Source organism: Microbacterium sp. IEGM 1404, from assembly GCF_030056775.1.
Taxonomy (GTDB): Bacteria; Actinomycetota; Actinomycetes; order Actinomycetales; family Microbacteriaceae; genus Microbacterium.
In genome coordinates this window covers 869,962-891,299 of record NZ_JASHKP010000002.1, presented here as the reverse complement: position 1 = coordinate 891,299, position 21,338 = coordinate 869,962, and the positions used below count along the sequence as shown (strand labels likewise).

Here is a 21,338-nt window from a genome sequence, read left to right as displayed (position 1 = left end):
GCCACGGTGTCGGCATCCCCTGCCACAATCACGAGGGTGAGCACCGCGATCGAGGACTACGCCGTCCTCAGCAACTGTCGATCCGCCGCCCTGGTGTCCCGCTGGGGGAGCATCGACTGGCTCTGCCTGCCCCGGTATGACAGCGGATCGATGTTCGGAGCGCTCCTGGGTGACGAGTCGCACGGGGCGTGGTCGTTGCGTCCGAGCGATCCGGATGCCACGGTCACCCGCCACTACGACGCCGACACGTTCGTGCTGGTCACGCGCTGGGAGACGCCGACCGGGGTCGCCGAAGTGCACGATGCGATGCCCATCGACGAGGGCGTCGAGGCCGTGGTGCGTCGCGTCGTCGGGATCTCGGGCGAAGTCGACTTCGTCAGCGAGGTGCGCTTCCGGTTCGACTACGCCCGTGCGGTGCCGTGGGTGCGGCAGATCGGCACCGGTCGCGAGCACGCGATCCTCGCGGTGGCGGGCCCGGATGCCGTGGTGCTCCGCGGTCCGCGCCTGATCGCGGTCGACACCGCGCACCGCGCCCTGTGGACCACCGTCGCGGGCGAGAGCGTCGACTCGGTGCTGTCGTGGGGGCCGTCGTGGCAGGAGCCGCCCGCCCCGATCGACGTGGATGCCACCCTGAAACGCACCATTGAATGGTGGGCCTCATGGGCGGAACGCGTGCAGGCGGCCGGCGAGCACGCGGACCTCGTCACGCGTTCGCTCCTGGTCCTCCGGGCGCTGACGCACGCCGAGACGGGCGGCATCGTCGCCGCGGCCACCACGTCGCTCCCCGAGGCCTTCGGCGGCGGACGCAACTGGGACTACCGCTACGTCTGGCTGCGCGACGCGGCCCTCACTCTCGTCGCCTACATCGACCACGGCTACCTCGACGCCGCGCACCGCTGGCGCACGTGGCTGCTGCGCGCGATCGCCGGAGACCCCGCCGACGTGCAGATCATGTACGGCATCGCGGGGGAGCGCGACCTCCCCGAGCGCGAGATCACGAGCCTCCCCGGGTACGACGGGGCGCGGCCCGTCCGCATCGGCAACGGGGCGGTGGACCAGTACCAGGCCGACGTGATCGGCGAGGTCATGGTCGCGCTCGAAGCCGCGCGCGCCGCGGGTGTGGCGGAGACCACGTTCTCGTGGGCGTTGCAGCGCGCGCTGCTCGACCAGCTCGTGGAGTGGGTCGACCGTCCCGACAACGGCATCTGGGAGATGCGCGGAGACCCGCACTTCTTCACCCACTCCCGCGCGATGGTGTGGGCGGCGTTCGATCGCGGCATCCGGGCGGTCGAGGAGAACGGACTCGACGGCGAGGTCGACACGTGGCGGCAGCTGCGCGACCGCGTGCGGGCCGATATCGACGCGCACGGCGTGCACGCCGGCGGCTGGTTCACGCAGCACGCCGACACCGACGAGGTCGACGCATCGCTGCTGATCCTGCCCCAGGTCGGGTTCTGCGCCTACGACGACCCGCGCATGCTCGCCACGGTCGAGCGTATGGAGCAGACGCTCATGCCCGACGGCTGGCTCCTGCGGTACCGCACCACGGGTGTCGACGGACTCGCGGGAGACGAGCACCCGTTCCTCGCGTGCTCGTTCTGGCTCGTCGGCCAGTACGCGCGCACGGGTCGCCGCGACGATGCCGTCGCACTGATGCGGCGGCTGACCGCGGTCGCCAACGACGTCGGCCTGTTGTCCGAGGAGTACGACCCGCGCGGCGGGCGGCAGGCCGGCAACACCCCGCAGGCGCTCTCGCACCTCGCCCTCGTGGGGGCCGCCGACGCCCTGGGCGCCACGGCTCGCTGACGACCGCCCCACCCGCCCCCGGGCGGTTCTAGAGTCGGGGCATGAGCGACGATGACGTCGAGCTGAACCATCTGCGCGAGCGCGTATACGGCGCCACCGCGACTCCGGCGACACCGGTGGAGATCGCGCGCCTCGCCGCCCTCGAGGAGGATGCCCGCGCGCGGCGCGCGCCGACGCCCGCGCCCGAGCGCGCACCGGCCGTCACCGCGCCGGCCGTCACCGCGCCGGCCGACACCGTCGAGCACACCCCCGTGGATGCCGCGCCTCCCCGCCACCGAGCCCTCGCGGTCATCGCCGCGGTCACGGCGGCGGGAGTGCTGCTGGGGGCGGGATACGCCGCGGGCGTGGCCTCGCCCGCCTTCGTCGGCGCGTCCGCCACGCCCTCGCCGACGCCGTCGACGCGGTATCCCGAGCTGGCGTTCCCGCAGACCGAGGACGACGTCATCTCGGCGAGCATCATCGACGACAGCGGAATCGATCCCGCCACGACCCGGTACATCGCCGTCATGCGCGGGTTCCGGGTGTTCCTCGCTCAGGCCGAGCGCGGCGAGGGGGTGTGCGTCGTGACGCTCATCGCGGTGAACGACCAGCCGTGGTCGGCGGGATGCACGACCGGAGGACCCTTCGATGACGGCGCCGTCTTCGGCATCGACCAGCACCTGAGCATCGGCCTCGGCGACACGTCCCGCATGTCGATCCGCGGCGCCCCCGTGCGGCTGTCGGAGTCGGTCACGGCGTACGTCGTCGAGTGAGGCGGCGGCGAGCCCGTGCGACACGCCTAGAGTCGTGGCATGGGCGACGTCGACGTCGAGCTGGTCCACCTGCGCGAGCGCGTGTACGGCGGACGCGGGAGTGCGCCCACCGAGGCCGAGATCGCGCGGCTCGCCGCCCTCGAGGATCGCGCGCGTGCCGGTGCCGCTCCGACCGTGCCCGACCCCGACACCGAGGCGCCCGCCGACGACGCGCAGCCCCCGGACCAACCCGCCGTTCCCCGCGCCCCCACCCGTCCCGTCGCCCGACGTGTGCTCACGGCCCTCGGCGCCGTGGCGCTCCTCGGACTCGGGGGCGCGATCGGCTTCGCGCTGGCCCACGTTCCCACCCCGGCCGACACGTTGGCGCCACTCCTCCCCGAACTGGCCTTCGTCCAGACCTCCGAGGATGTGATCTCCGCCGACATCCTGTCGGACAGCGGCATCGACCCGGCCAGCATCCGCTACATCGCCACGATCCGCGACTTCCGCATCTACCTCGCCGTCCCCGACGACGGTGACGGCCGGTGCATCGCGGTCTTCACCTCCACCGACAACCGGCCGTGGTCGGCGGGGTGCGCGAGCGGTGGGGAGCCCGGCGCGGCGGTCTTCGGGGTGGACGAGAACCTGTCCGTCGCCATCGGCGACCCGGCCGACGACACCGTCGCGGGCACGCCGATCCGACTGTCCGAGAGCGTCACGGCCTACGTGAGGCCGAACTAGGGAAAGGGCACGACCATGTTCCACTCCGACGGGGCGTTCTCCGGGTTCGCCGTCGACGACCTCGACGCCGCCCACCGCTTCTACGCCGACACGCTCGGCATCCGCGTGGAGGTGCTCGAAGGGTCCGGGTTCCTCCGCCTCCATCTGGCATCCGGGGGGAGCGTGCTCGTCTACGGCAAACCGCACCACGTGCCGGCGACGTTCACGGTGCTGAACTTCCCCGTCTCCGACGTCGAGGCCGCCGTCGACGACCTCCGCTCACGCGGTGTCGAGACGAAGATCTACGACGACGCGGACTTCCCCACCGACTCCCGCGGCATCATGCGCGAGGGCGGTCCGTTGATCGCGTGGTTCCGCGATCCCGCCGGCAACGTCCTGGCCGTCCTGGACGAGTGACGGCGTCCCGCGGCCGGACGCGAGAAGCGGGATGGATGCCAGAAGCCGTGGCATCCATCCCGCCGGTGACCGGGCCCGAGCCGGTCAGCCCCGCAGCGCTTCTGCCAGCTTGACGCGGGCCCCCATGCGCAGCAGGGAGTTCTGGTAGATCCGGGCGGCGATCGCGATGGCAGCGACGCAGGATGCCATGAGGATCACGAGCGACAGCACCGGCTCCCACCACTGGGCGTCACCGAGGTAGAGGCGCAGCGGCATCCCGACCGGTGCCGAGAACGGCACGTACGACATGATCGTCAGCACGACGGGGTTGTCGTTGAAGAAGATCACGAGGAAGTACGGCGCCATCACCAGCATCGTGATGGGCGTGGTCGTCGCGCCGATGTCCTCCTGGCGCGACACCATCGCCGCGGCAGCGGCGAAGAGCGACGCCAGCAGCTCGAATCCGAACAGGAAGAAGATCGCGAACCAGGCGATCGGTGCGCCGAGCGCCCCGAGCACGCCCACCTGGTCGGTCACGGCGAGCCCGATCACCGCCACGGCGGCGAGGAGGACGATCTGCGCCATCGCGAGGATCGTGTTGCCCAGCACCTTGCCGGCCAGCAGCGCCCGCACCGGGATGGCGGAGATGAGGATCTCGACGACGCGCGTCTGCTTCTCCTCCACGACGCTCTGGGCGATGGTTCCGCCGAACGTGCTCGCGGCGATCAGGAACACGATGCCGAAGCCCAGGGCGATGAAGTAGCGGAGCGCATCGGCCGCCCCGGCGCCGGGCTCGATGGTCTCGACCTCCGGGGTCTCGCTCAGCATCTGCAGGAGCGCGGGCGGGACCGAGTCCTTCACCACGACGGTGTAGTCGAACGCGGGGTTCGACGATCCCGACACCAGGGCGGCATCCACCGTCCCGTCCTCGACCAGCGCGCGGGCGGTCGCGTCGGAATCGGCGACGGTCGCGTCCACGCCCTCGACCCCCGACAGCGCCGACTGCGTCTGGCTCGTGACGGCGACCGGGATGCCGCTGCCCCCGGCGTCACGGGCGGCGAAACCGCCCCACAGGACCGACGCGAGGGCGGCGAGCACGAGGATCGCCGTCGAGATGACGAAGACCTTGCTGCGCAGCTTCGAGCCGATCTCGCGCTCGGCCACCAGCCAGATGCTCTGCAGTTCGCTCGGGCCCGAGGCCCGTCGCGTCGTCGCGGTGCTCACTGGATGACCTCCTTGAAGATGTCGGCGAGGGTCGGGCGCTGCGGCGCGAAGCTCGCGACGTCGCCGCGGGCGACCGCCGCGCGCAGAACGGATTGGGCCGCGGCGTCGTCGGCCGCGTCGAAGACGGCGTACCCACCGTCGAAGTCGAGCACCGTGATGCCGGGCTGGTCGCGGAGCCACCCCGCGTCGCCGCCGGAGAGGAGCTCGTAGCGGTGCGTCGCATGCTCGGCGCGGAGCGCGTCGCGACTGCCGGCCGCGCGGATCGTCCCGCCGGCGATGATCACGAGGTCGTCGCAGAGTCGCTCGACCACGTCGAGCTGGTGCGACGAGAACAGCACCGCCGCGCCGGTGGCGGCCTTCTCCTGGAGGACGCCCGCGACGACGTCGACCGCGAGCGGGTCGAGACCGGAGAACGGTTCGTCGAGGATGAGGACGTCGGGCTCGTGCACGAGCGACGCGGCGATCTGCGCGCGCTGCTGGTTGCCGAGCGAGAGCGTCTCGACGAGATCGTTCAGGCGCTCGCCGAGACCGAGGCGCTCGAGCAGCGCCGTCGCCTTCGCGGTGGCCTCGGCCTTGCCGAAGCCGTGCAGCCGGGCGAGGTAGGCGATGTGCTCGACGACCTTCATCTTCGGGTACAGCCCGCGTTCTTCGGGCATGTACCCGAAGCGACGCCGGTCGGCGGCGGTCAGCTCGGCGCCGTCGAGCGAGACCGTGCCGGCATCCTTCCCGAGCACGCCGAGCGCGATCCGCATGGTCGTGGTCTTTCCCGCGCCGTTGCCGCCGACGAATCCCGTCAGTCGTCCCGGGGCCACGGTGAAGGTCACGTCGTCGAGCACGCGGCGTCCGCCGTAGCTCTTGGTGATGCCGTTCAGTTCGAGCACGCTCCACCCCTTTCTGGTGATGGCATCCACGCTACGGACACGGGTGGGGGCGCGGCATCCGTCCGGGGGAGGGTTCGGGGACTCCGCCGCGCGGGGGAGGGCCTGGACGTACTGACCCCGACCGCCGCTGTCTCGGTCGAGGGCAATGCCGACGATGCCGAGGGGGGCTGTGCTACCTGTGGTGGTCGAGCCAGACTGAGTGTGAAAACGTCAACCGTGTCCTGAGTCAGTAGGGAGATTTTCCATGGCGGCATCCGCCGAGGTCGAACAGGAGATTCTCCGTGACTTGATCTCGAAATGGATCTCTTTGGGCCTCGAGTACATCAGCGGCACGGAGGGTGTCCGGGCCATCTACATCTACGCGGCCAACGAGGTGCCGGGCTCGACGTACGTGGGTATCGCATTCGATAAGGATGGTGAGATTCAATATCCTGCGCGGGCGCGTGGAGGTGGCTCTCAGGCGACGAATCTGTCTGCTCACTTGATCAAACTGCTATTCGAAGATCTAGCAGAAGCGCGACACAGCTTCGAGGAGACTGGTGTTCCGCCGCCTACGGAGTACCGCGTGTATTTCGAGATCGGGACACGAAAGCTGGACGTTCAGCTCTCGCGCGAGATCATTTATCGCGGTACGGGCAAGGCTCCCTCAGTGGACGGCTTCACCCTGTGGCTCGGGGACCGCGCCCCGAAACTCTGACAAGAGATCGGCCCGGGTGGCATGCTGAGGCCCCCGGGGCTTCGCGGCTGCGCCTCGGGAGTGGATTCGAGTTTTCGCGGAGCGGGGGCTTGCGGGTGAGCGAGCAGGGCGTGTTGACGGATCTGGTCTCGAAGTGGGTCTCGCTGGCCTTGGAGTACGCGGGCGAGGCACCTAACGTCCTCGCGCTGTACATCTACGGCGCGTCGGAGGTGCCGGGAGCCACGTATGTCAACGTACTGTTCGATCAAGCGGGCGAGATCGTCTACCCCACAGACCGACGGGTTCAGGCTGTGGCTCGGGGACCGAGCGCCCCGAGCCATCCCCTAGGTCAGGCCGTGCCGATGCGCGAGCACGACGGCCTGGACGCGGTCGCGGGCGCCGAGCTTCTGCAGCACGTTCGACACGTGCGTCTTGACCGTGGCCTCGCCGATGAACAGGCGCGCGGCGATCTCGGCGTTGCTCAGGGCTTCGGCGACGAGCCTCAGCACCTCGGCCTCACGGTCCGTGAGGGGTTCCGCGAGGACGAGGGGCTCCACCGCGGGCGACGGCGCTGCGACATCGCCCCCGTGCCCGGCGAACCGTGAGATGACGCGGCGCGTCACCTCCGGCGCGAGGAGCGCATCGCCCGCGCCGACCACCCGCACCGCGCCCACGAGCTCTTCGGGCCCCGCGTTCTTCAAGAGGAACCCACTCGCCCCCGCCCCGAGCGCATCGAAGAGGTAGTCGTCGCGGTCGAACGTCGTGACGATGAGCACCGCCGCGTCCGATTCGGGATCGGCGACGATGCGCCGCGTCGCCTCGAGCCCGTCCATGTCGGGCATCTGGACGTCCATGCAGATCACGTCAGGTCGGAGCGCCGCTGCCGCAGCGATCGCCTCGACGCCCGTGCCCGCTTCCCCGACCACCTCGATGTCGTCCTCGAGCGACAGGATCGTGCGGAATCCCGCCCGCATCATGGCGTGGTCGTCGACGAGCAGTACACGCAGGTCAGGCATGCGCCACCTCGACCTCGACCAGCGGAACTCGAACCCGCACGAGATACCCGCCGCGGGAACGCGGACCCATCTCGATGGTGCCGCCGGACACCGCGGCGCGCTCCCGCATTCCGAGCTGCCCGAGCCCCGGGGTCGATGTCCCGCGCCGGCCGGTGTTGGTCACCTCGAGCTCGACCGACGTGTCGTCGAACCGCACGCGCACATCGGCCGTGGCATCCGGTCCCGCGTGCCGGCGGGCGTTCGTCAGCGCCTCCTGCGCGATCCGGAACAGGTTCACCTGGACCAGCGGCGGTGGCTCGATCGCCGGCTCGCCGATCACGGCGAACGTCGTCGGAAGCCCCGCAGCGGATGCCTCGTCAACGAGGGCCGGGATGGATGCCAGACCGTGAGTCGTCGGGGCGGTATCGGTGCCGGGTGGGTCGCCGCCGGCGGCATCCGGGGTTCGAAGGGTCTCGAGCAGCTGCCGGAGCTCGCGCAGGGAGGTGCGCGCGGACTCCTCGATCCCGCTCAGCACCTCGCGGGACTTCGCCGGGTCGCGGTCCATCACCGACCGGGCGACTCCGGCCTGGACGCCCATCAGTGAGACGTGGTGGGCGACGACATCGTGCAGCTCGCGGGCGATGCGCACCCGGTCGAGCGCGACCGCCTGCGACGCGGTGATCTCGCGCTCGGCCTCGAGTTCGGCGGTGCGCTCCTCCAGCGCGATGCGCTGCAGCCGCTGCTGGTGCGAACGCTCGCCGAAGAAGTACGCCCCGCCGAAGAACAGGGCGTTCAAACCCAGGCCGAGCAGCTGCGAGGCGACGAAGGGAGAGAACGCGCCCGTGCGGGAGGGGAAGCCTTCCGGCACCTGATCGACCGGCATCGTCGCATCCTGGAACATCACGACGAACAGCCACGCGAACATGCCGAGGATGATCGCCACCCGCACGATCGTGGCCCGGCGCCGGTTCGTGGACCACGCCCCGACCGTGTAGATGGCGATGAACATGGCGATGTTGCCCGCGTAGACCTCGGGGACCCGGAGCGTCACGGCCAAGAAGTACGCCACCGACACGATCACGGCCACGATGGACGGCCACCGGCGCCGGAACGCCAGGGGCACGGCCAGCACCGTGACGTACACGACCGCGAGGATGAATTCGGCCTGCTGGTCGCCGTAGATCCCCGCGACCGCGGAGAGCACGGCGCTGAGCAGTCCGCCGACGAACAGCACCGCGGCGAGCACGATGTCGCTCCGCCACTGCGCGCGCGTGAGGTTCGGCATCCTTCCACGGTAGGGGGACCCCCGACGTTCGGCATCCCCCGTCCGACGGAGTCAACCCCGACGGGGAATAGTCCGCGGAACGCAAAGCTTGCACGTGAATGTATTCGGACGTCTCGGCGTCCCCACGACACAGGAAGGATCATCGTGACCGACCACACCATCGGCTACATCGTCGGAAGCATCTCCAGCACGTCGATCAACCGTCGCCTCGCGAAGGCGCTCGAGAAGGTGGCACCCGAGGGCGTGACGCTGAAGGAGATCCCGATCAAGGACCTCCCGTTCTACTCGCCCGACTACGACGGGAACTTCCCGCAGGTCGCAACGGACTTCAAGAACGCGATCGAGGATGCCGACGCGGTCTTCATCGTGACCCCCGAGTACAGCCGGTCGATCCCGGGCGTGCTCAAGAACGCGCTGGACTGGTCGGCGCGTCCCTACGGTGAGGCGTCGTTCAACGACAAGCCCACCGCGGTCATCGGCACCTCGCAGGGCGGCATCGCGACCGCTGCCGGTCAGCAGCACCTGCGCTCGGTCCTCCTGCACTACAACGCTCTCGTGCTCGGACAGCCCGAGGGGTACATCCAGTCGACGCCCGGCCTGTTCGACGAGGACGGCACCGTCAACGACGAGGGCACCGCGGCGTTCCTCCGCTCGATCATCGAGGCGCTCGTGACGCTCGCCGAGCGCACCGCTCCCGCGGTGGTTCCGGCGGCCTGACGCACCGCTTCTCGGTTCGGGGCGCGTTTCGTGCTTCGGGGCGTGCAATTCACGCCCCAACGCACAGAACGCGCCCCAAACCCGTGACACCCGCGCGGGAGCCACCCGCGCGCCGCGCCCCGCGCTGCCTCAGCGACCCAGCGCCTCGGCCTTCCGGCGCAGCAGCGCCGCCTCGCGCTCGTTGCGGGTGAGGCCCGCGGCCTCGAGCAGCTGCGTGCGGGCATCTTCGGTGCGGCCCAGGCGCGCGAGCAGTTCGCCGCGCACCGAGGGCAGGAGGTGCGAGCCGCGCAGGGGCGTGGCATCCATCCCGTCGATGACCGCGAGCCCCTCTTCCGGACCGGATGCCATCGACACGGCGACCGCGCGATTGAGCTCGACGACCGGGTTCGCGGTGATCCGGCCGAGCATCTCGTACAGGAGGACGATGCGGTCCCAGTCGGTGGCGTCGACGCTCGCGGCCTCGGCGTGACACAGCGCGATCGCGGCCTGCAGCTGGTACGGGCCGCGGCCCTTGCCGAGGGCGTCGGCCCGGTCGAGGAGCGCGCGGCCGCGGGCGATCGCCGAGTGGTCCCAGCGGCGACGGTCCTGGTCGGCCAGCAGCACGGCATCCCCGTTCCCGTCGACGCGGGCGGCGAAGCGGGATGCCTGGAACTCCATCAGTGCGGAGAGTCCCAGCACCTCGGGCTCGCGGGGCATCAGCCGGTCGAGGACCCGGCCAAGGCGCAGGGCCTCGTGCGCCAGCTCGGTGCGGAGGACCGCATCGCCCGTGCTCGCGACGTAGCCCTCGGTGAAGACGAGGTACACGACGGTGAGCACCGCCGTGCGCCGCGCGGGCCACTCGGCCGGCTCGGGGACGGCGAAGGGGACGCGCGCCGCGCTCAGCGCCTTCTTCGCACGGACGATCCGCTGCTGCATCGTCGGCACCGGGACGAGGAAGAGCCGCGCGATCGCCTCGGTGTCGAGGCCTCCGACGACCTTCAGCGTCAGAGCCACCTGCGCCTCACGCGAGAGCACGGGATGACAGGCGGCGAAGACGAGCCGCAGGACGTCGTCGTCGATGGGTTCCCAGACGTCGTCGGCCACCTCGTCGAGGTCGGCGGCGAGGAGGCGGTACTTCTCGCCGAGGCGCTGCTCGCGCCGCCAGCCGTCGATCGCGCGACGCTTCGCCACCGCCGTCAGCCACGCCCCGGGGTTCCGTGGGACGCCGTCGCGGGCCCACTGTTCGACGGCTTCGACCAGCGCGTCCTGCGCGAGGTCTTCCGCGGTGCCGAGGTCGCCGACCACGCGGGCCAGCGCCGCGACGATCCGGGCGCCCTCGATGCGCCAGATCGCCGCGACGCGGCGCGAGAGGTCGGGGTCGGGGGTCACCGCCCGGAGAGCTCCTCGCGCCAGCCCTCCTCCTTCTGGATGTACTCGTTGTCGGCGAACGCCGCGAAGTCGGTCTCGTCGGTCACCCGGCGCACCTCGAGCTTGTTGCCGGCGATGAGCGGCGCGCGCCGCGCCCATTCGATCGCCTCGTCGCGCGACGACACCTCGATGATCCAGAAGCCGTTGAACAGCTCGTGCGTCTCGCCGTACGGGCCGTCGGTGACCACCGGCTCCTCGCCGCCGAACTCGACGACGAAGTTCTGGCTCATGTCTTCGGCGAGGCCGTCGCCGGCGACGAGCACGCCCGCGGTGATCATCGACTCGTTGTATGCGCCCATGTCGTTGATGATCTGCTCGAACGGGATCTGCTTGTACGCCGCGTACGCCTCGTCGGTGCCGCGCATGATCAGCATGTACTTCGTCATGGTCTCTTCTCTTCCCTGCTGTCGTTCGTTCCGGGGGAGCGGATGCCTGCCCCTACTATCGCGTCGAACGGCGACGCGCGGAATCGACAGAGCGTCGGAGAAAAGTTCCCGGATGCCGTCAGGCGGAGCGGATCAGGTGTCGTCCCGGCTCGAGCCATCATCTTCGGCGGGCCCGTTCTTGGCCGATGTCTCTCGGCGAAGGTGCACGAAGCCCGCGGCCATGAGGGCGACGCCGGCGCCGAGGATCACGATTCGCAGCACGAGGTTCACATCGGGGAAGAGCAGGTTCGGGAGGACCAGAACGAACACCGCCGCGACGAAATACCAGACGGCAGTCGATCCCTGCGGATCCTTCGTGGATGCCATGGAGCTCCTCCTTCGCTGATCGGAGCCTACGAGCAGCCCCGGCGCCCGCGCCTCCCCCACCCGACGGAGAAGAAGGATGCCGTCAGCCGAAGATCATCGGGAGGTCGTCGTCGTCCTCGCCGTGGGAGAAGTCGAGGTCGGCGACGACGGGCACATGGTCGCTGGGCGCCTCGCCCTTGCGCTCGTTGCGGTGGATCTCGGCGCCCTGTACGGCGTCGGCGAACGCCGTCGAGCCGAGGATGAAGTCGATGCGCAGCCCCTCGTTGCGGGGGAAGCGCAGCTGCTTGTAGTCCCAGTAGGTGTAACCGGTGGGGATGAGCGGACGCACGACGTCGGTGAGCCCCGCGGACTCGAACGCGGCGAACGCGGCGCGCTCGGGCGGCGACACGTGCGTGGTCACGCCCTCGATCACCGTGGGGTCGCCGTTGTCGGCATCCGTCGGGGCGATGTTGAAGTCGCCGGTCAGGGCCAGGGGCAGCCCGGGGTTCGCGGCCAGGGTGTCTTCGGTGTGGCGGCGGAGCGCCTCGAGCCAGTCGAGCTTGTAGTGGTAGTGCGGGTCGTCGAGCCCGCGGCCGTTCGGGACGTACAGGCTCCACACCTGCACGCCGTCGATCGTCGCGCCGATCGCGCGCGCCTCCTTCGGGAGGTCAGGTCCTTCCTTGCCCTTCTCGAACCCGGGCATGCCGGGAAAGCCGATCTGGACGTCTTCGATCGGCTCACGGCTCGCGATCGCGACGCCGTTCCACTGGTTCAGCCCGTGTGCGACGACGTGATACCCGGCCTCTTCGAACGCCGCGTACGGGAACTGCTCCGTCTTGCACTTGATCTCCTGCATCGCCAGAACGTCGATGTGCTCGCGCACGGCGAACTCGACGGTACGGGCGACGCGGGCGCGGACGGAGTTGACGTTCCAGGTGGCCAGGCGCATGGCATCCAGCCTACTTTCGGGCAGGGACATCGCCGGGCGCGGCAGCGGAGGCTGATCTTCTCTGATCACGACCGACGTGATCCACATGAGCACATAAACTCGACGCCGTGACTGCCGCCTCCACTCCCGAGCTCGAAGCCGACCGCCAGGCCCTCATCGGCCTCATCAACGCCGAGGCGGTGTTCCACGGCGACTTCACGCTCTCAAGCGGCAAGAAGGCGACGTACTACGTCGACATGCGCAAGCTCACGCTCGACCACCGTGCGGCCCCCGCGATCGGCCGTCTCGTGCTCGACCTCGTGAAGGACCTCGACGGTGTCGTGGCCGTCGGTGGGCTCACGCTCGGCGCCGACCCAATCGCCAACGCTGTGATGCACGAGTCGGTGCACGCGGGCCACCCGCTCGACGCCTTCGTCGTGCGCAAGGAGCCCAAGGACCACGGCCGCGGGCGCCAGATTGAGGGAGCCGACGTCAAGGGTAAGCGCGTCGTCGTCGTCGAAGACACCTCGACCACCGGTCAGTCCGCGCTCAAGGCCGTCGAGGCGCTGCGCCGCGAGGGCGCCGAGGTCGTCGCCGTCGCGGTGATCGTCGACCGCAAGACCGGCGCGCAGGCCGCGATCGAGGCCGAGGGCCTGCAGTGGCTGGCATCCATCGACCTCGACGACCTGGGCCTGCAGCCGCAGTAATCCGCTCGCGGCCGTTCCGAGAACAGGCGCCGCGCCGGAAACAGGCCGTTTCGGCGCGGATCGCCCTGCTCCGGAGACATCGCCTGTTTCCACGACACGGACCGGATGCCGCTGCGTCGCGCGTGCGAACCGTCACCGCGCTGCGCGACACGGACCGGATGCCACCCACCGGGCGGCGCGTGTCAGCTGCAGCCTTCAGGCCCGGATGCCGCGAACCTCGGTCGACGAATCATTGCCCGCCGTCGCCCGGACCGTCGAACGGGTCGCGGCGGTCGCCCTTCCGTGACCGGCGCCACTGCACGATGAAGGCGACGAGCGTGCCCGCCGTGATCAGGAACGCGGTGAGGAGCCAGAGTGTGCGGTCGTCCATGGGGTCTCCTGATCAGACGGGGCGCTTGCCCGCGGCGGCGTCGGCCACGATCTTCGCGACCCGCGCCTCGCGGGTCTGCGGCCGGACGGCCATCGCGATCTGCGTGAGCCCGAACTTGCGGACCGACGGCGGGAACGCGTCCCAGTTGGCGCGGGCGGCGGGCACCGCGTCGAGGGCGGCGGTGAGCTCGGGCGGTTCGATTCCCGCCTCGGGCCCGTCGAGGATCTCCCACGCACCGTTGGCTCGGGCGACCTCGAGCGCGCGGATGCCGGCCGGCCGGAGGCGCCCCTCGGCCTCGAGGCGGGCGATGCGCGCCTTGTTCGTCGCCGCCCAGCCGCTGGTCGCCCGACGCGGCGCGAACCACAGGCCCGAGCTGACCTCGTCGAACACGCGCACCGGGCCGTCGATCCAGCCGAAGCACAGCGCCTCGCAGATCGCCTCTTCGTATTCGACGTAGCGACCGGTGTGTTCGCCCCGACCGCGCAGCAGCCACGCGCCCTTCAACACGGTGTGGTTCTCGTCGAGCCAGCGGCCCCACTCGGCGGCGTCGACCGCCGCGACCTTCACCCCGTCGTCGAGCGCGCCCACGTCACAGGCCTTCGGCCAGGCCCTCTTCGCCGTCGGCGAGGTCGGTCTCGACCGGCTCGTCGCGGACGAGATCGGCGACGGATGCCAGGATCTCGTCGGGCCGGAACGGGTACTTCTCGATCTCGTTCTGATCGCTGATGCCCGTCATCACCAGAACGGTGTGGAGGCCGGCCTCGATGCCGGCCACGATGTCGGTGTCCATGCGGTCGCCGATCATGCCGGTGTTCTCGGAGTGCGCGCCGATCCGGTTGAGGGCGGAGCGGAACATCATCGGGTTGGGCTTGCCGACGATATAGGGCTCCTTGCCCGTGGCCTTCGTGATGAGGGCGGCGATCGCGCCCGTCGCGGGCAGCACGCCCTCGGTCGAGGGGCCCGTGGCATCCGGGTTCGTGGCGATGAAACGGGCACCGTCGCGGATGAAGCGGATGGCCTTCGTGATCGCCTCGAAGGAGTAGTTGCGCGTCTCGCCCACCACGACGTAGTCGGGGTGGGTCTCGGTCATGATGAAACCGGCCTCGTGCAGAGCGGTCGTGAGCCCGGCCTCGCCGATGACGAAGGCGGAGCCGCCCGGCATCTGCGATCGCAGGAAATCGGCGGTCGCGAGCGCGGAGGTCCAAATCGAGGACTCGGGCACCACGAGCCCCGACGACCGCAGCCGGGCGCTGAGGTCGCGGGGCGTGAAGATCGAGTTGTTCGTCAGAACGAGGAACGGGGTGCCCTCGGCCCGCCACTGCGCGAGCAGTTCGGAGGCGCCGGGGACGGGGGTGTTCTCATGGACGAGCACGCCGTCCATGTCGGTGAGCCAGCACTCCACGTCGCCACGGGTTCGCATGGGTTCAGCCTATCCCCGGGGTCGGACACGGCCACCGGGCAAAACGACGCACGGGCCGCCCGCCCGGAGGCTGACGGCCCGTGCGAGCGTCGCGGATTACTTGAACGAGTCCTTGACGTTCTCGCCGGCCTTCTTCGCGTCGGCCTTGACCTGGTCGGCCTTGCCCTCAGCGGCGAGCTTGTCGTTGTCGGTGGCGTTGCCGATGGCTTCCTTCGCCTTGCCCACGATGTCCTGGGCGGCGTTCTTGATCTTGTCGTCGAGACCCATGAGGGGTTCCTTCCCTTGAATGAAGACGTCGCGCCGGGTGCTGGCGGCGGCGGAGCCGGTGCGCTCACTACTCAGACGCAGCGACAGCGCGATTCGTCACGCGGGGGAGCGAAAAAGTTCACGAGATCGGTATTCCCGATCCGGAATGCACCGGTGACGGGGCCGAGCGATCTCGTTAGGGTCGAAGGGTGGCGCGCGACGAGTGGGACCCCCGGAACCTTCCCGACCTCTCGGGGCGCGCGTACCTCGTCACCGGCGCGACCCGCGGGCTCGGCTATTTCGCGTGCGAGCAGCTGGCGGGCGCGGGCGCGCACGTCCTGCTCACCGGCCGCAACCCCAATCGCCTCGTCCTGGCGAAGGAGGCCGTCCGGCGGACGCATCCGGATGCCTCGATCGAGACGCTCCTCCTCGACACCAGCAACCTGGGCTCGGTGCGCGCCGCCGCGGCGACGGTCCGCGCGCGCGGACGGCTGCACGGCCTGCTGATGAACGCAGGGATCGTGCACCCTCCCAAAACGCGCGAACTGGCGGGCGGCCACGAGAAGGTCTTCGCCACGAACGTGCTCGGACACTTCGCCCTCGCCGGCGAGCTCCTGACTCCTCTCGCGACGGCGCGCGGTCGGATGGTCTGGGTGGGCAGCATGTCGACCTCGCTCTGGAAGCACGTCCCCACCGACCCCGAGCTCGTCGAGGGGTACTCGCCGTGGCGCGCCTACGTGCAGTCCAAGGCCGCGACCACGATGCTCGCGCTCGAGGCGGACCGACGGCTGAAAGCGCACAGCGTGCCGGTCGACAGCCTCGTCGCCCACCCCGGATACTCCACGAGCGGCCGGACCCGTGGCATCCGGGGCGTGAACGAACCCACGCGGCTGACGCGCTTCGTCGACAACCTGCAGGCCCCGATCACCCAGTCGAAGGACGAAGGGGCCTGGGCCCTCGTGCGCGCGCTGATCGATCCGCTCGCTGAGGGCGGCGCGATGTACGGCCCCGCACGGATCGTCCGCGGCACGCCGCGCCGGGCGACTCCCGCCCGTCTCACGCGCGACGGCGGCCTCAGCGCCGACCTGTGGCGCGCGTGCGAGACCGCGACGCACGTCCGGTGGCCGTTCGAGCGGGTGCGCCGCACGGCATCCTGAATCCTCCGCCGCGATGTCGCGGCGTGCGCCTACAGTGATCGCATGGAGCCCCCCACCGCCATCGAGACCGTGGCCGACGATCGCGGGCTGACCGAGGCCGAGGTCGCCGAGCGGGTCGCCGCCGGGCAGACGAACGCCTTCGTCGCCGACAGCAGCCGGTCGGCGTGGAACATCGTCCGGGCCAACGTCTTCACGCTGTTCAACGGGATCGTGGGCGCATGCTTCCTCGTGCTCCTCCTGCTCGGCCGGTGGCAGGACGCGCTGTTCGGCGTCGCGGCGCTCTCCAACGCCGTCATCGGATGCGTGCAGGAGTTCCGGGCGAAAGCCGCGCTCGACCGGCTCGCGCTGCTCAACGCGCCGCGTGCGCGTGTGCGCCGCGACGGTGTCGACGCCGAGATCGCCCCGGCCGAGGTGGTCCGCGACGATCTGCTCGTGCTGCGCGCGGGCGATCAGGTGCCCGCCGACGCCGTCGTCGCCGCGTCGCGTGCGCTGCAGATCGACGAGTCGATGCTGACGGGCGAATCGGATGCCGTCGACAAGAGGCCGGGCGACGAGGCGTTGTCGGGGTCGATCGTCGTCGCCGGCGAGGGGACGGCCCGCGTCACGCGCGTCGGCGCCGAGTCGTACGCCAACGCGTTCGCGGCCGAGGCCAAGCGCTTCCAGCTCGTCTCGAGCGAGCTGCGCACCTCGATCGACCGCGTGCTCCGGTGGGTCGGGTGGGGGGTCGGGCCGATCGGCCTCCTGGTGCTGAACGCGCAGATGATGGTGGCGGGCGGCTGGGTCGAGGCGTGGCGGCAGGGCACGTGGTCGCAGGCCGTCGTCAACACGATCGCGGCGCTGACCGCGATGATCCCGCTCGGCCTCGTGCTCATGACCTCGATCGCCTTCGCCGTCGGAGCCGCCCGGCTCGCGGGCAAGAAGGTGCTGGTCAACGAGCTGCCCGCGGTCGAGGGGCTCGCTCGCGTCGACGTCATCTGCCTCGACAAGACGGGCACGCTCACCGCGGGGGAGATCCGCTTCGACGCGGCTCTCGAGATGCAGCCGGCCGACGGCTGGCGCGACGTGCTCGCCTGGTACGGAGCGGCCGACGACGCCAACGCCACCGCCCAGTGCCTGCGCGACCCCTTCCCTGTCACGGCGCCGCTGGCGGTGGCGCACCGGATCCCGTTCTCGTCGGCGCGCAAATGGAGCGCCGTGTCGTTCGAGGGCTCCGCGCCCGGAACCTGGGTGCTCGGGGCGCCCGAGATGGTCTTCGGTGATACCGCGGCCGACGTGACGAGCGAACTGGGTGCGGCGGTGACGCGACTGGCCTCGTCCGGCCGCCGCACGCTCGTGCTCGCCCACACCGCCGACCCGCTCGGCGACGCCGATGTCGCCGCGGAACGGTTCCCCGGCGGCGCCGTCCCCGTCGCCGTCCTGACCTTCGTCGAGGCGGTGCGCCCCGACGCCGCCGAGGCGCTCGCCTACTTCCGCGCGCAGGGCGTGGGCGTCCGGGTGATCTCGGGCGACAACCCGCGCACGGTCGCGGCGATCGCCCGCGAGGTCGGCCTCGAGGTCGACGAGGGCTACGACGCGCGCAGCCTCCCCGACGACGACGTCGAGCTCGGACGCATCCTCGAGGACCACACGGTGTTCGGTCGCGTCACCCCCGACCAGAAGAAGCGCATGGTGACGGCCCTCCAGGCGCGCGGACACGTCGTGGCGATGACCGGCGACGGCGTCAACGACGCGTTGGCGATCAAGACCGCCGACATCGGTATCGCGATGAACTCGGGGGCCGCGGCGACCAAGGCGGTGGCGCGGCTCGTGCTGCTCGACGGGCGCTTCTCGCACCTCCCATCGGTCGTCGCGGAGGGGCGCCAGGTGATCGCCAACATCGAGCGCGTCTCGATGCTCTTCCTCACCAAGACGGTCTACGCCACGGGCCTCGCCGTGCTCTTCGGCGCCCTCGTCATGGAGTTCCCGTTCCTGCCGCGACAGCTGTCGATCACCGACGGCCTGACCATCGGCATCCCGGCCTTCTTCCTCGCGCTGCTGCCGAACACGCAGCGCTACGTCCCCGGTTTCCTCCGTCGGTCGCTGAGCTTCGCGATCCCGGCGGGCCTCGTGATCGCGATCGCGCTCACGCTCTACACGCGTGCCGCGATGGCGATGGGGCTGAGCGTCGAGCAGCTGCGGACCGGGGCCACCATCATCCTCGCGATCGTGGCGATCTGGGTGCTGACGGTGCTCTCCCGCCCCGTGACCCGCGTGAAAGTGCTCGTCATCGGGGCGATGTTCATCGCGCTCACCGCGATCTTCACGATCCCGCCGCTGGGGCAGTTCTTCCAGCTGCAGGACCCGGGCGAAGACGGCGCCTGGCTCATCACCGGGGTCGTGATCGTCGCCGTCGGCGCGATCGAGATCGTGCGGTTCGCGCATCGGCGCTTCGTGCGGCGGATGCTCCGGATGCCGCCGGCGGGACCCCGCGACGCGCGTCCGACTCAGAGCATCGGCGAGGGTTCCCCCGCGGAGGGCGCCGCGCGGCGGAAGTAGCGTCGCGCCGTTGGGGGGATCCAGATCGCCGCGATCACCGCGAGTGCCGCGAGGAGCGCGGTGATGATCGTGGGATCGAGCTCCGTGAGCGCCAGCGCCAGGCCCTGCAGGATGACCAGCAGCGACAGATACGCGGTCAGGAGCGTGCGTGCCAGTCGGCTGCCCCGGGCAAGCGACGATCCGCCGGCCACGGTGAGCAGCCCCAGCAGGATCGTCGCGGCGCCCACCAACGACACCGGCAGCACGTCGTCGGCATCCACCTGATATCGCGACAGCAGGACGAGCACCCCGAGCGCGGTGTTGGCGAACCCGCCCACGTAGACGAGCACGACCGCGACGGTGACGGGGACGGGTCGACGGACCTCGACGGTGCTGGTCATGGCTGCCTCACGCTCGGCGGCTCCGGGAGCCGATGGGGTCAGCGTAACCGGGGAGCGGGTGACGCGGGGCCCGGGTCAGCGCGTGAGCCACACCGAACCGCCGGCGCCCTCGGGCAGCGTCACCTCGACGCCGTCGGCGCGGACGACGTCTTCCGAGACGACCTCGAGCTCGTGGCCCACGTCGATCCGGCGTTCCACCAGGGCGCGCAGGAGCTCCGGGTCGCGGTCGCTCACGCGCAGGACGCGCCCGGAGTGACCGGATGCCGCGTCCCGCAGCAGTACGAAGGGTGCGCGGTGCACCGCGCCCGTGGCATCCGGGATCGCGTCGCCATGCGGGTCGAACCGCGGACGACCGAGCCGCTCGTCGATGCCCTCGAGGAGCCGGTCGCTGAGCGAATGCTCGAGGACCTCGGCCTCGTCGTGCACCTCGTCCCACGAATAGTGGAACTCGCGGACCAGCCACGTCTCGATGAGGCGGTGCCGGCGGATCACCGACGCCGCGCGCCGCGCGCCCGCAGGCGTCAGCGACACGGGACCGTACGGGCGGTGGCTCACAAGTCCCTGCGCCGCGAGCTTCTTCACCATCTCGGTGACGCTCGAGGGTGCGAGGCTCAGCACCGCGGCCAGCTGCGAGGGCGTGATGGGGTCGTCCTGCCACTCGGTGTGGTGGTAGATCGCCTTGAGATAGTCGTCGGCCACGGGCGATTCCACGGGCTCAGCCTAACCGCCGCTGAACACCAGCCACAGGAGAACGGCGTTCAGCGCGACCAGGAACACGGATGCCGCCACCCCCGCCACCGTCGTGAGGGTGCGGTTGCGGTGCACGCCGAGCACGTCGCGCCGGGCGGTGAGGACCACGAGCGGGATGAGGGCGAACGGGATGCCGAACGACAGCACGACCTGACTCAGGACGAGGGCCAGCGTCGGGTCGATGCCGGCCCCCAGGATCAGCAGCGCCGGGATCAGGGTCACCAGACGGCGCGCGAGAAGCGGGACGCGGACCCGCAGCAGGCTGTGCATGATCTCGGCGCCCGCATACGCCCCGACCGACGTGGAGGCGAGCCCGCTCGCGAGCAGCCCGATCGCGAAGAGGGTCGCGACGAGAGGGCCGAGTCCGTCGCGCAAGGCCGCATAGGCGCCCTCGAGACTGTCCGTCCCCTCGACGCCGGTGAGGTTCGCGGCGGCGAGCAGCAGGATCGCGAGGTTCACGGTGCCGGCGACGGCGAGGGCGATCGTCACGTCCCACCGGGTCGCGCGGAGCAGCCGCGGAGTCGACAGGCCCCGCGCCGCTTCGAGATCGGCGGCGGCGGTCGGCACGGCGGGCGCGAAGCGGTCACGGGTCAGTGCGGAGTGGGCGTAGATCGCGTGGGGCATGATCGTGGCGCCGAGGATCGACGCGGCCAGCAGCACGGAGGTGGCCCCGTCGAATCGGGGAACGAGTCCTCCGACCACGGCGGCCGCGTCGGGCGGGGCGAAGAAGAGTCCCGCGGTGAACCCCACCGCGATGATGATGAGGAGGCCGATCACGACGGTCTCGAACGCACGGGCCCCGCGGCGCGACTGCACCAGGAGCAGCGCGATCGACACCACCCCCGTGATCACCCCGCCCCACAGCAGGGGGATGCCGAACAGCAGGTTGAGGGCGACGGCGCCGCCGATCACCTCGGCGACGTCGGTGGCCATGGCCACCAGCTCGGCCTGCAGCCAGTACGCCCGGCGGGCCCAGGGGCGGCGGATCCGCCGGCCGAGCAGCTGGGGCAGGCTCTCGCCGGTCACGATGCCGAGCTTCGCCGAGAGGTACTGGATGAGCCAGGCCATCACGTTGCCCAGCACCACGACCCACACGAGGAGGTAGCCGAACACCGCCCCGGCCGTCATGTTGCTGGCGACGTTGCCGGGGTCGAGGTAGGCGACTCCCGCGACCATCGCCGGGCCGAGGAGCCAGGCCGCGCGGCCGGTGGTGCGGCGCGGGAGCGTGGCATCCAAATTTTTCGGCATGCCGAAACCCTAGCGATATTTCGGGCGA

At 70.6% G+C, this 21,338-nt stretch carries 24 protein-coding genes; 9 read left to right on the top strand and 15 right to left on the bottom strand.

The features are described from left to right. Positions 1-36 precede the first annotated feature (36 nt). From QM517_RS09850 to QM517_RS09835, 4 genes are read left to right on the top strand one after another with little or no spacing between them, the layout of a single operon-like run. A complete protein-coding gene (locus QM517_RS09850) occupies positions 37-1,806 on the top strand; it encodes a glycoside hydrolase family 15 protein (protein WP_283287067.1) in 1,770 nt (589 codons plus the stop codon). A gap of 41 nt (positions 1,807-1,847) precedes the next feature. Then, complete coding sequence (locus tag QM517_RS09845) at positions 1,848-2,558, top strand: hypothetical protein (protein WP_283287066.1); 711 nt, start codon at positions 1,848-1,850, stop codon at positions 2,556-2,558. Positions 2,559-2,597: 39 nt separating this feature from the next. Next, positions 2,598-3,278 (top strand): hypothetical protein, encoded by a 681-nt coding sequence (locus QM517_RS09840; RefSeq protein ID WP_283287065.1) that lies wholly within the window; start codon positions 2,598-2,600, stop codon positions 3,276-3,278. Between the two features lie 15 nt (positions 3,279-3,293). Further along, complete coding sequence (locus tag QM517_RS09835) at positions 3,294-3,674, top strand: VOC family protein (RefSeq protein WP_077051267.1); 381 nt, start codon at positions 3,294-3,296, stop codon at positions 3,672-3,674. A gap of 84 nt (positions 3,675-3,758) precedes the next feature. Here QM517_RS09835 and QM517_RS09830 read toward each other — a convergent pair whose 3' ends face one another. Continuing rightward, positions 3,759-4,877: an ABC transporter permease gene (locus QM517_RS09830; RefSeq protein WP_283287064.1), complete on the bottom strand. Its 1,119-nt coding sequence runs from the start codon at positions 4,875-4,877 to the stop codon at positions 3,759-3,761. Continuing rightward, complete coding sequence (locus QM517_RS09825) at positions 4,874-5,758, bottom strand: ABC transporter ATP-binding protein (RefSeq protein WP_077051269.1); 885 nt, start codon at positions 5,756-5,758, stop codon at positions 4,874-4,876. Before QM517_RS09825 ends, QM517_RS09830 begins: the two co-directional genes overlap by 4 nt. A gap of 244 nt (positions 5,759-6,002) precedes the next feature. Between QM517_RS09825 and QM517_RS09820 the strand changes: the two genes are divergently transcribed. Then, on the top strand, positions 6,003-6,455 hold the full coding sequence (locus QM517_RS09820) for a hypothetical protein (protein ID WP_283287063.1): 453 nt from the start codon (positions 6,003-6,005) through the stop codon (positions 6,453-6,455). Between the two features lie 323 nt (positions 6,456-6,778). Here QM517_RS09820 and QM517_RS09815 read toward each other — a convergent pair whose 3' ends face one another. Together QM517_RS09815 and QM517_RS09810 are read right to left on the bottom strand one after the other, a co-directional pair. Next, on the bottom strand, positions 6,779-7,450 hold the full coding sequence (locus QM517_RS09815) for a response regulator (RefSeq protein WP_283287062.1): 672 nt from the start codon (positions 7,448-7,450) through the stop codon (positions 6,779-6,781). After that, on the bottom strand, positions 7,443-8,714 hold the full coding sequence (locus QM517_RS09810) for a sensor histidine kinase (RefSeq protein WP_283287060.1): 1,272 nt from the start codon (positions 8,712-8,714) through the stop codon (positions 7,443-7,445). Before QM517_RS09810 ends, QM517_RS09815 begins: the two co-directional genes overlap by 8 nt. Positions 8,715-8,858: 144 nt before the next feature. Between QM517_RS09810 and QM517_RS09805 the strand changes: the two genes are divergently transcribed. After that, complete coding sequence (locus QM517_RS09805) at positions 8,859-9,431, top strand: NADPH-dependent FMN reductase (RefSeq protein WP_283287059.1); 573 nt, start codon at positions 8,859-8,861, stop codon at positions 9,429-9,431. Positions 9,432-9,560: 129 nt separating this feature from the next. Here the strand turns inward: QM517_RS09805 and QM517_RS09800 are convergent, their stop codons facing one another. From QM517_RS09800 to QM517_RS09785, 4 genes are all read right to left on the bottom strand, one after another. Further along, positions 9,561-10,799 (bottom strand): RNA polymerase sigma factor, encoded by a 1,239-nt coding sequence (locus QM517_RS09800; protein WP_283287058.1) that lies wholly within the window; start codon positions 10,797-10,799, stop codon positions 9,561-9,563. After that, positions 10,796-11,224, bottom strand: coding sequence for a YciI family protein (locus QM517_RS09795; protein ID WP_022878177.1), 429 nt, complete (start codon positions 11,222-11,224; stop codon positions 10,796-10,798). The genes QM517_RS09800 and QM517_RS09795 overlap by 4 nt, the downstream gene beginning before the upstream one ends. 132 nt (positions 11,225-11,356) lie before the next feature. Further along, entirely contained in the window at positions 11,357-11,590 is a 234-nt protein-coding gene (locus QM517_RS09790) for a hypothetical protein (RefSeq protein WP_283287055.1), read from the bottom strand. Positions 11,591-11,672: 82 nt separating this feature from the next. Beyond that, on the bottom strand, positions 11,673-12,518 hold the full coding sequence (locus tag QM517_RS09785; RefSeq protein WP_283287053.1) for an exodeoxyribonuclease III: 846 nt from the start codon (positions 12,516-12,518) through the stop codon (positions 11,673-11,675). 107 nt (positions 12,519-12,625) lie between these two features. Here QM517_RS09785 and pyrE point away from each other — a divergent pair, with 107 nt between their 5' ends. Continuing rightward, entirely contained in the window at positions 12,626-13,204 is a 579-nt protein-coding gene (pyrE, locus tag QM517_RS09780) for an orotate phosphoribosyltransferase (RefSeq protein ID WP_076493192.1), read from the top strand. Positions 13,205-13,433: 229 nt separating this feature from the next. Here pyrE and QM517_RS09775 read toward each other — a convergent pair whose 3' ends face one another. The 4 genes from QM517_RS09775 to QM517_RS09760 all read right to left on the bottom strand — a co-directional run bounded on the left by QM517_RS09775 (position 13,434) and on the right by QM517_RS09760 (position 15,261). After that, complete coding sequence (locus QM517_RS09775; RefSeq protein WP_283287050.1) at positions 13,434-13,574, bottom strand: hypothetical protein; 141 nt, start codon at positions 13,572-13,574, stop codon at positions 13,434-13,436. Between the two features lie 12 nt (positions 13,575-13,586). Beyond that, complete coding sequence (locus QM517_RS09770) at positions 13,587-14,162, bottom strand: YdeI/OmpD-associated family protein (RefSeq protein ID WP_077051278.1); 576 nt, start codon at positions 14,160-14,162, stop codon at positions 13,587-13,589. A gap of 1 nt (position 14,163) precedes the next feature. Continuing rightward, positions 14,164-14,994 (bottom strand): HAD-IIA family hydrolase, encoded by an 831-nt coding sequence (locus QM517_RS09765; RefSeq protein WP_077051279.1) that lies wholly within the window; start codon positions 14,992-14,994, stop codon positions 14,164-14,166. Positions 14,995-15,090: 96 nt separating this feature from the next. Continuing rightward, entirely contained in the window at positions 15,091-15,261 is a 171-nt protein-coding gene (locus tag QM517_RS09760; RefSeq protein WP_077051280.1) for a CsbD family protein, read from the bottom strand. A gap of 188 nt (positions 15,262-15,449) precedes the next feature. Between QM517_RS09760 and QM517_RS09755 the strand changes: the two genes are divergently transcribed. Then, a complete protein-coding gene (locus QM517_RS09755; RefSeq protein WP_283287046.1) occupies positions 15,450-16,397 on the top strand; it encodes an SDR family NAD(P)-dependent oxidoreductase in 948 nt (315 codons plus the stop codon). A gap of 42 nt (positions 16,398-16,439) precedes the next feature. Continuing rightward, positions 16,440-18,932: an HAD-IC family P-type ATPase gene (locus QM517_RS09750; RefSeq protein ID WP_283287045.1), complete on the top strand. Its 2,493-nt coding sequence runs from the start codon at positions 16,440-16,442 to the stop codon at positions 18,930-18,932. Here QM517_RS09750 and QM517_RS09745 read toward each other — a convergent pair. The 3 genes from QM517_RS09745 to QM517_RS09735 form a co-directional block, all read right to left on the bottom strand. Beyond that, on the bottom strand, positions 18,881-19,312 hold the full coding sequence (locus QM517_RS09745; protein ID WP_283287044.1) for a hypothetical protein: 432 nt from the start codon (positions 19,310-19,312) through the stop codon (positions 18,881-18,883). The two genes, QM517_RS09750 and QM517_RS09745, sit on opposite strands and share 52 nt — an antisense overlap. A gap of 75 nt (positions 19,313-19,387) precedes the next feature. Next, positions 19,388-20,023, bottom strand: a complete 636-nt coding sequence (locus tag QM517_RS09740) for a metal-dependent transcriptional regulator (protein WP_283287042.1) — start codon at positions 20,021-20,023, stop codon at positions 19,388-19,390. Between the two features lie 9 nt (positions 20,024-20,032). Further along, the gene (locus tag QM517_RS09735) at positions 20,033-21,310 is read right to left on the bottom strand and encodes an Nramp family divalent metal transporter (protein ID WP_283287040.1); all 1,278 of its coding nucleotides are present in this window, start codon (positions 21,308-21,310) and stop codon (positions 20,033-20,035) included. Between the last annotated feature and the right edge of the window lie 28 nt (positions 21,311-21,338).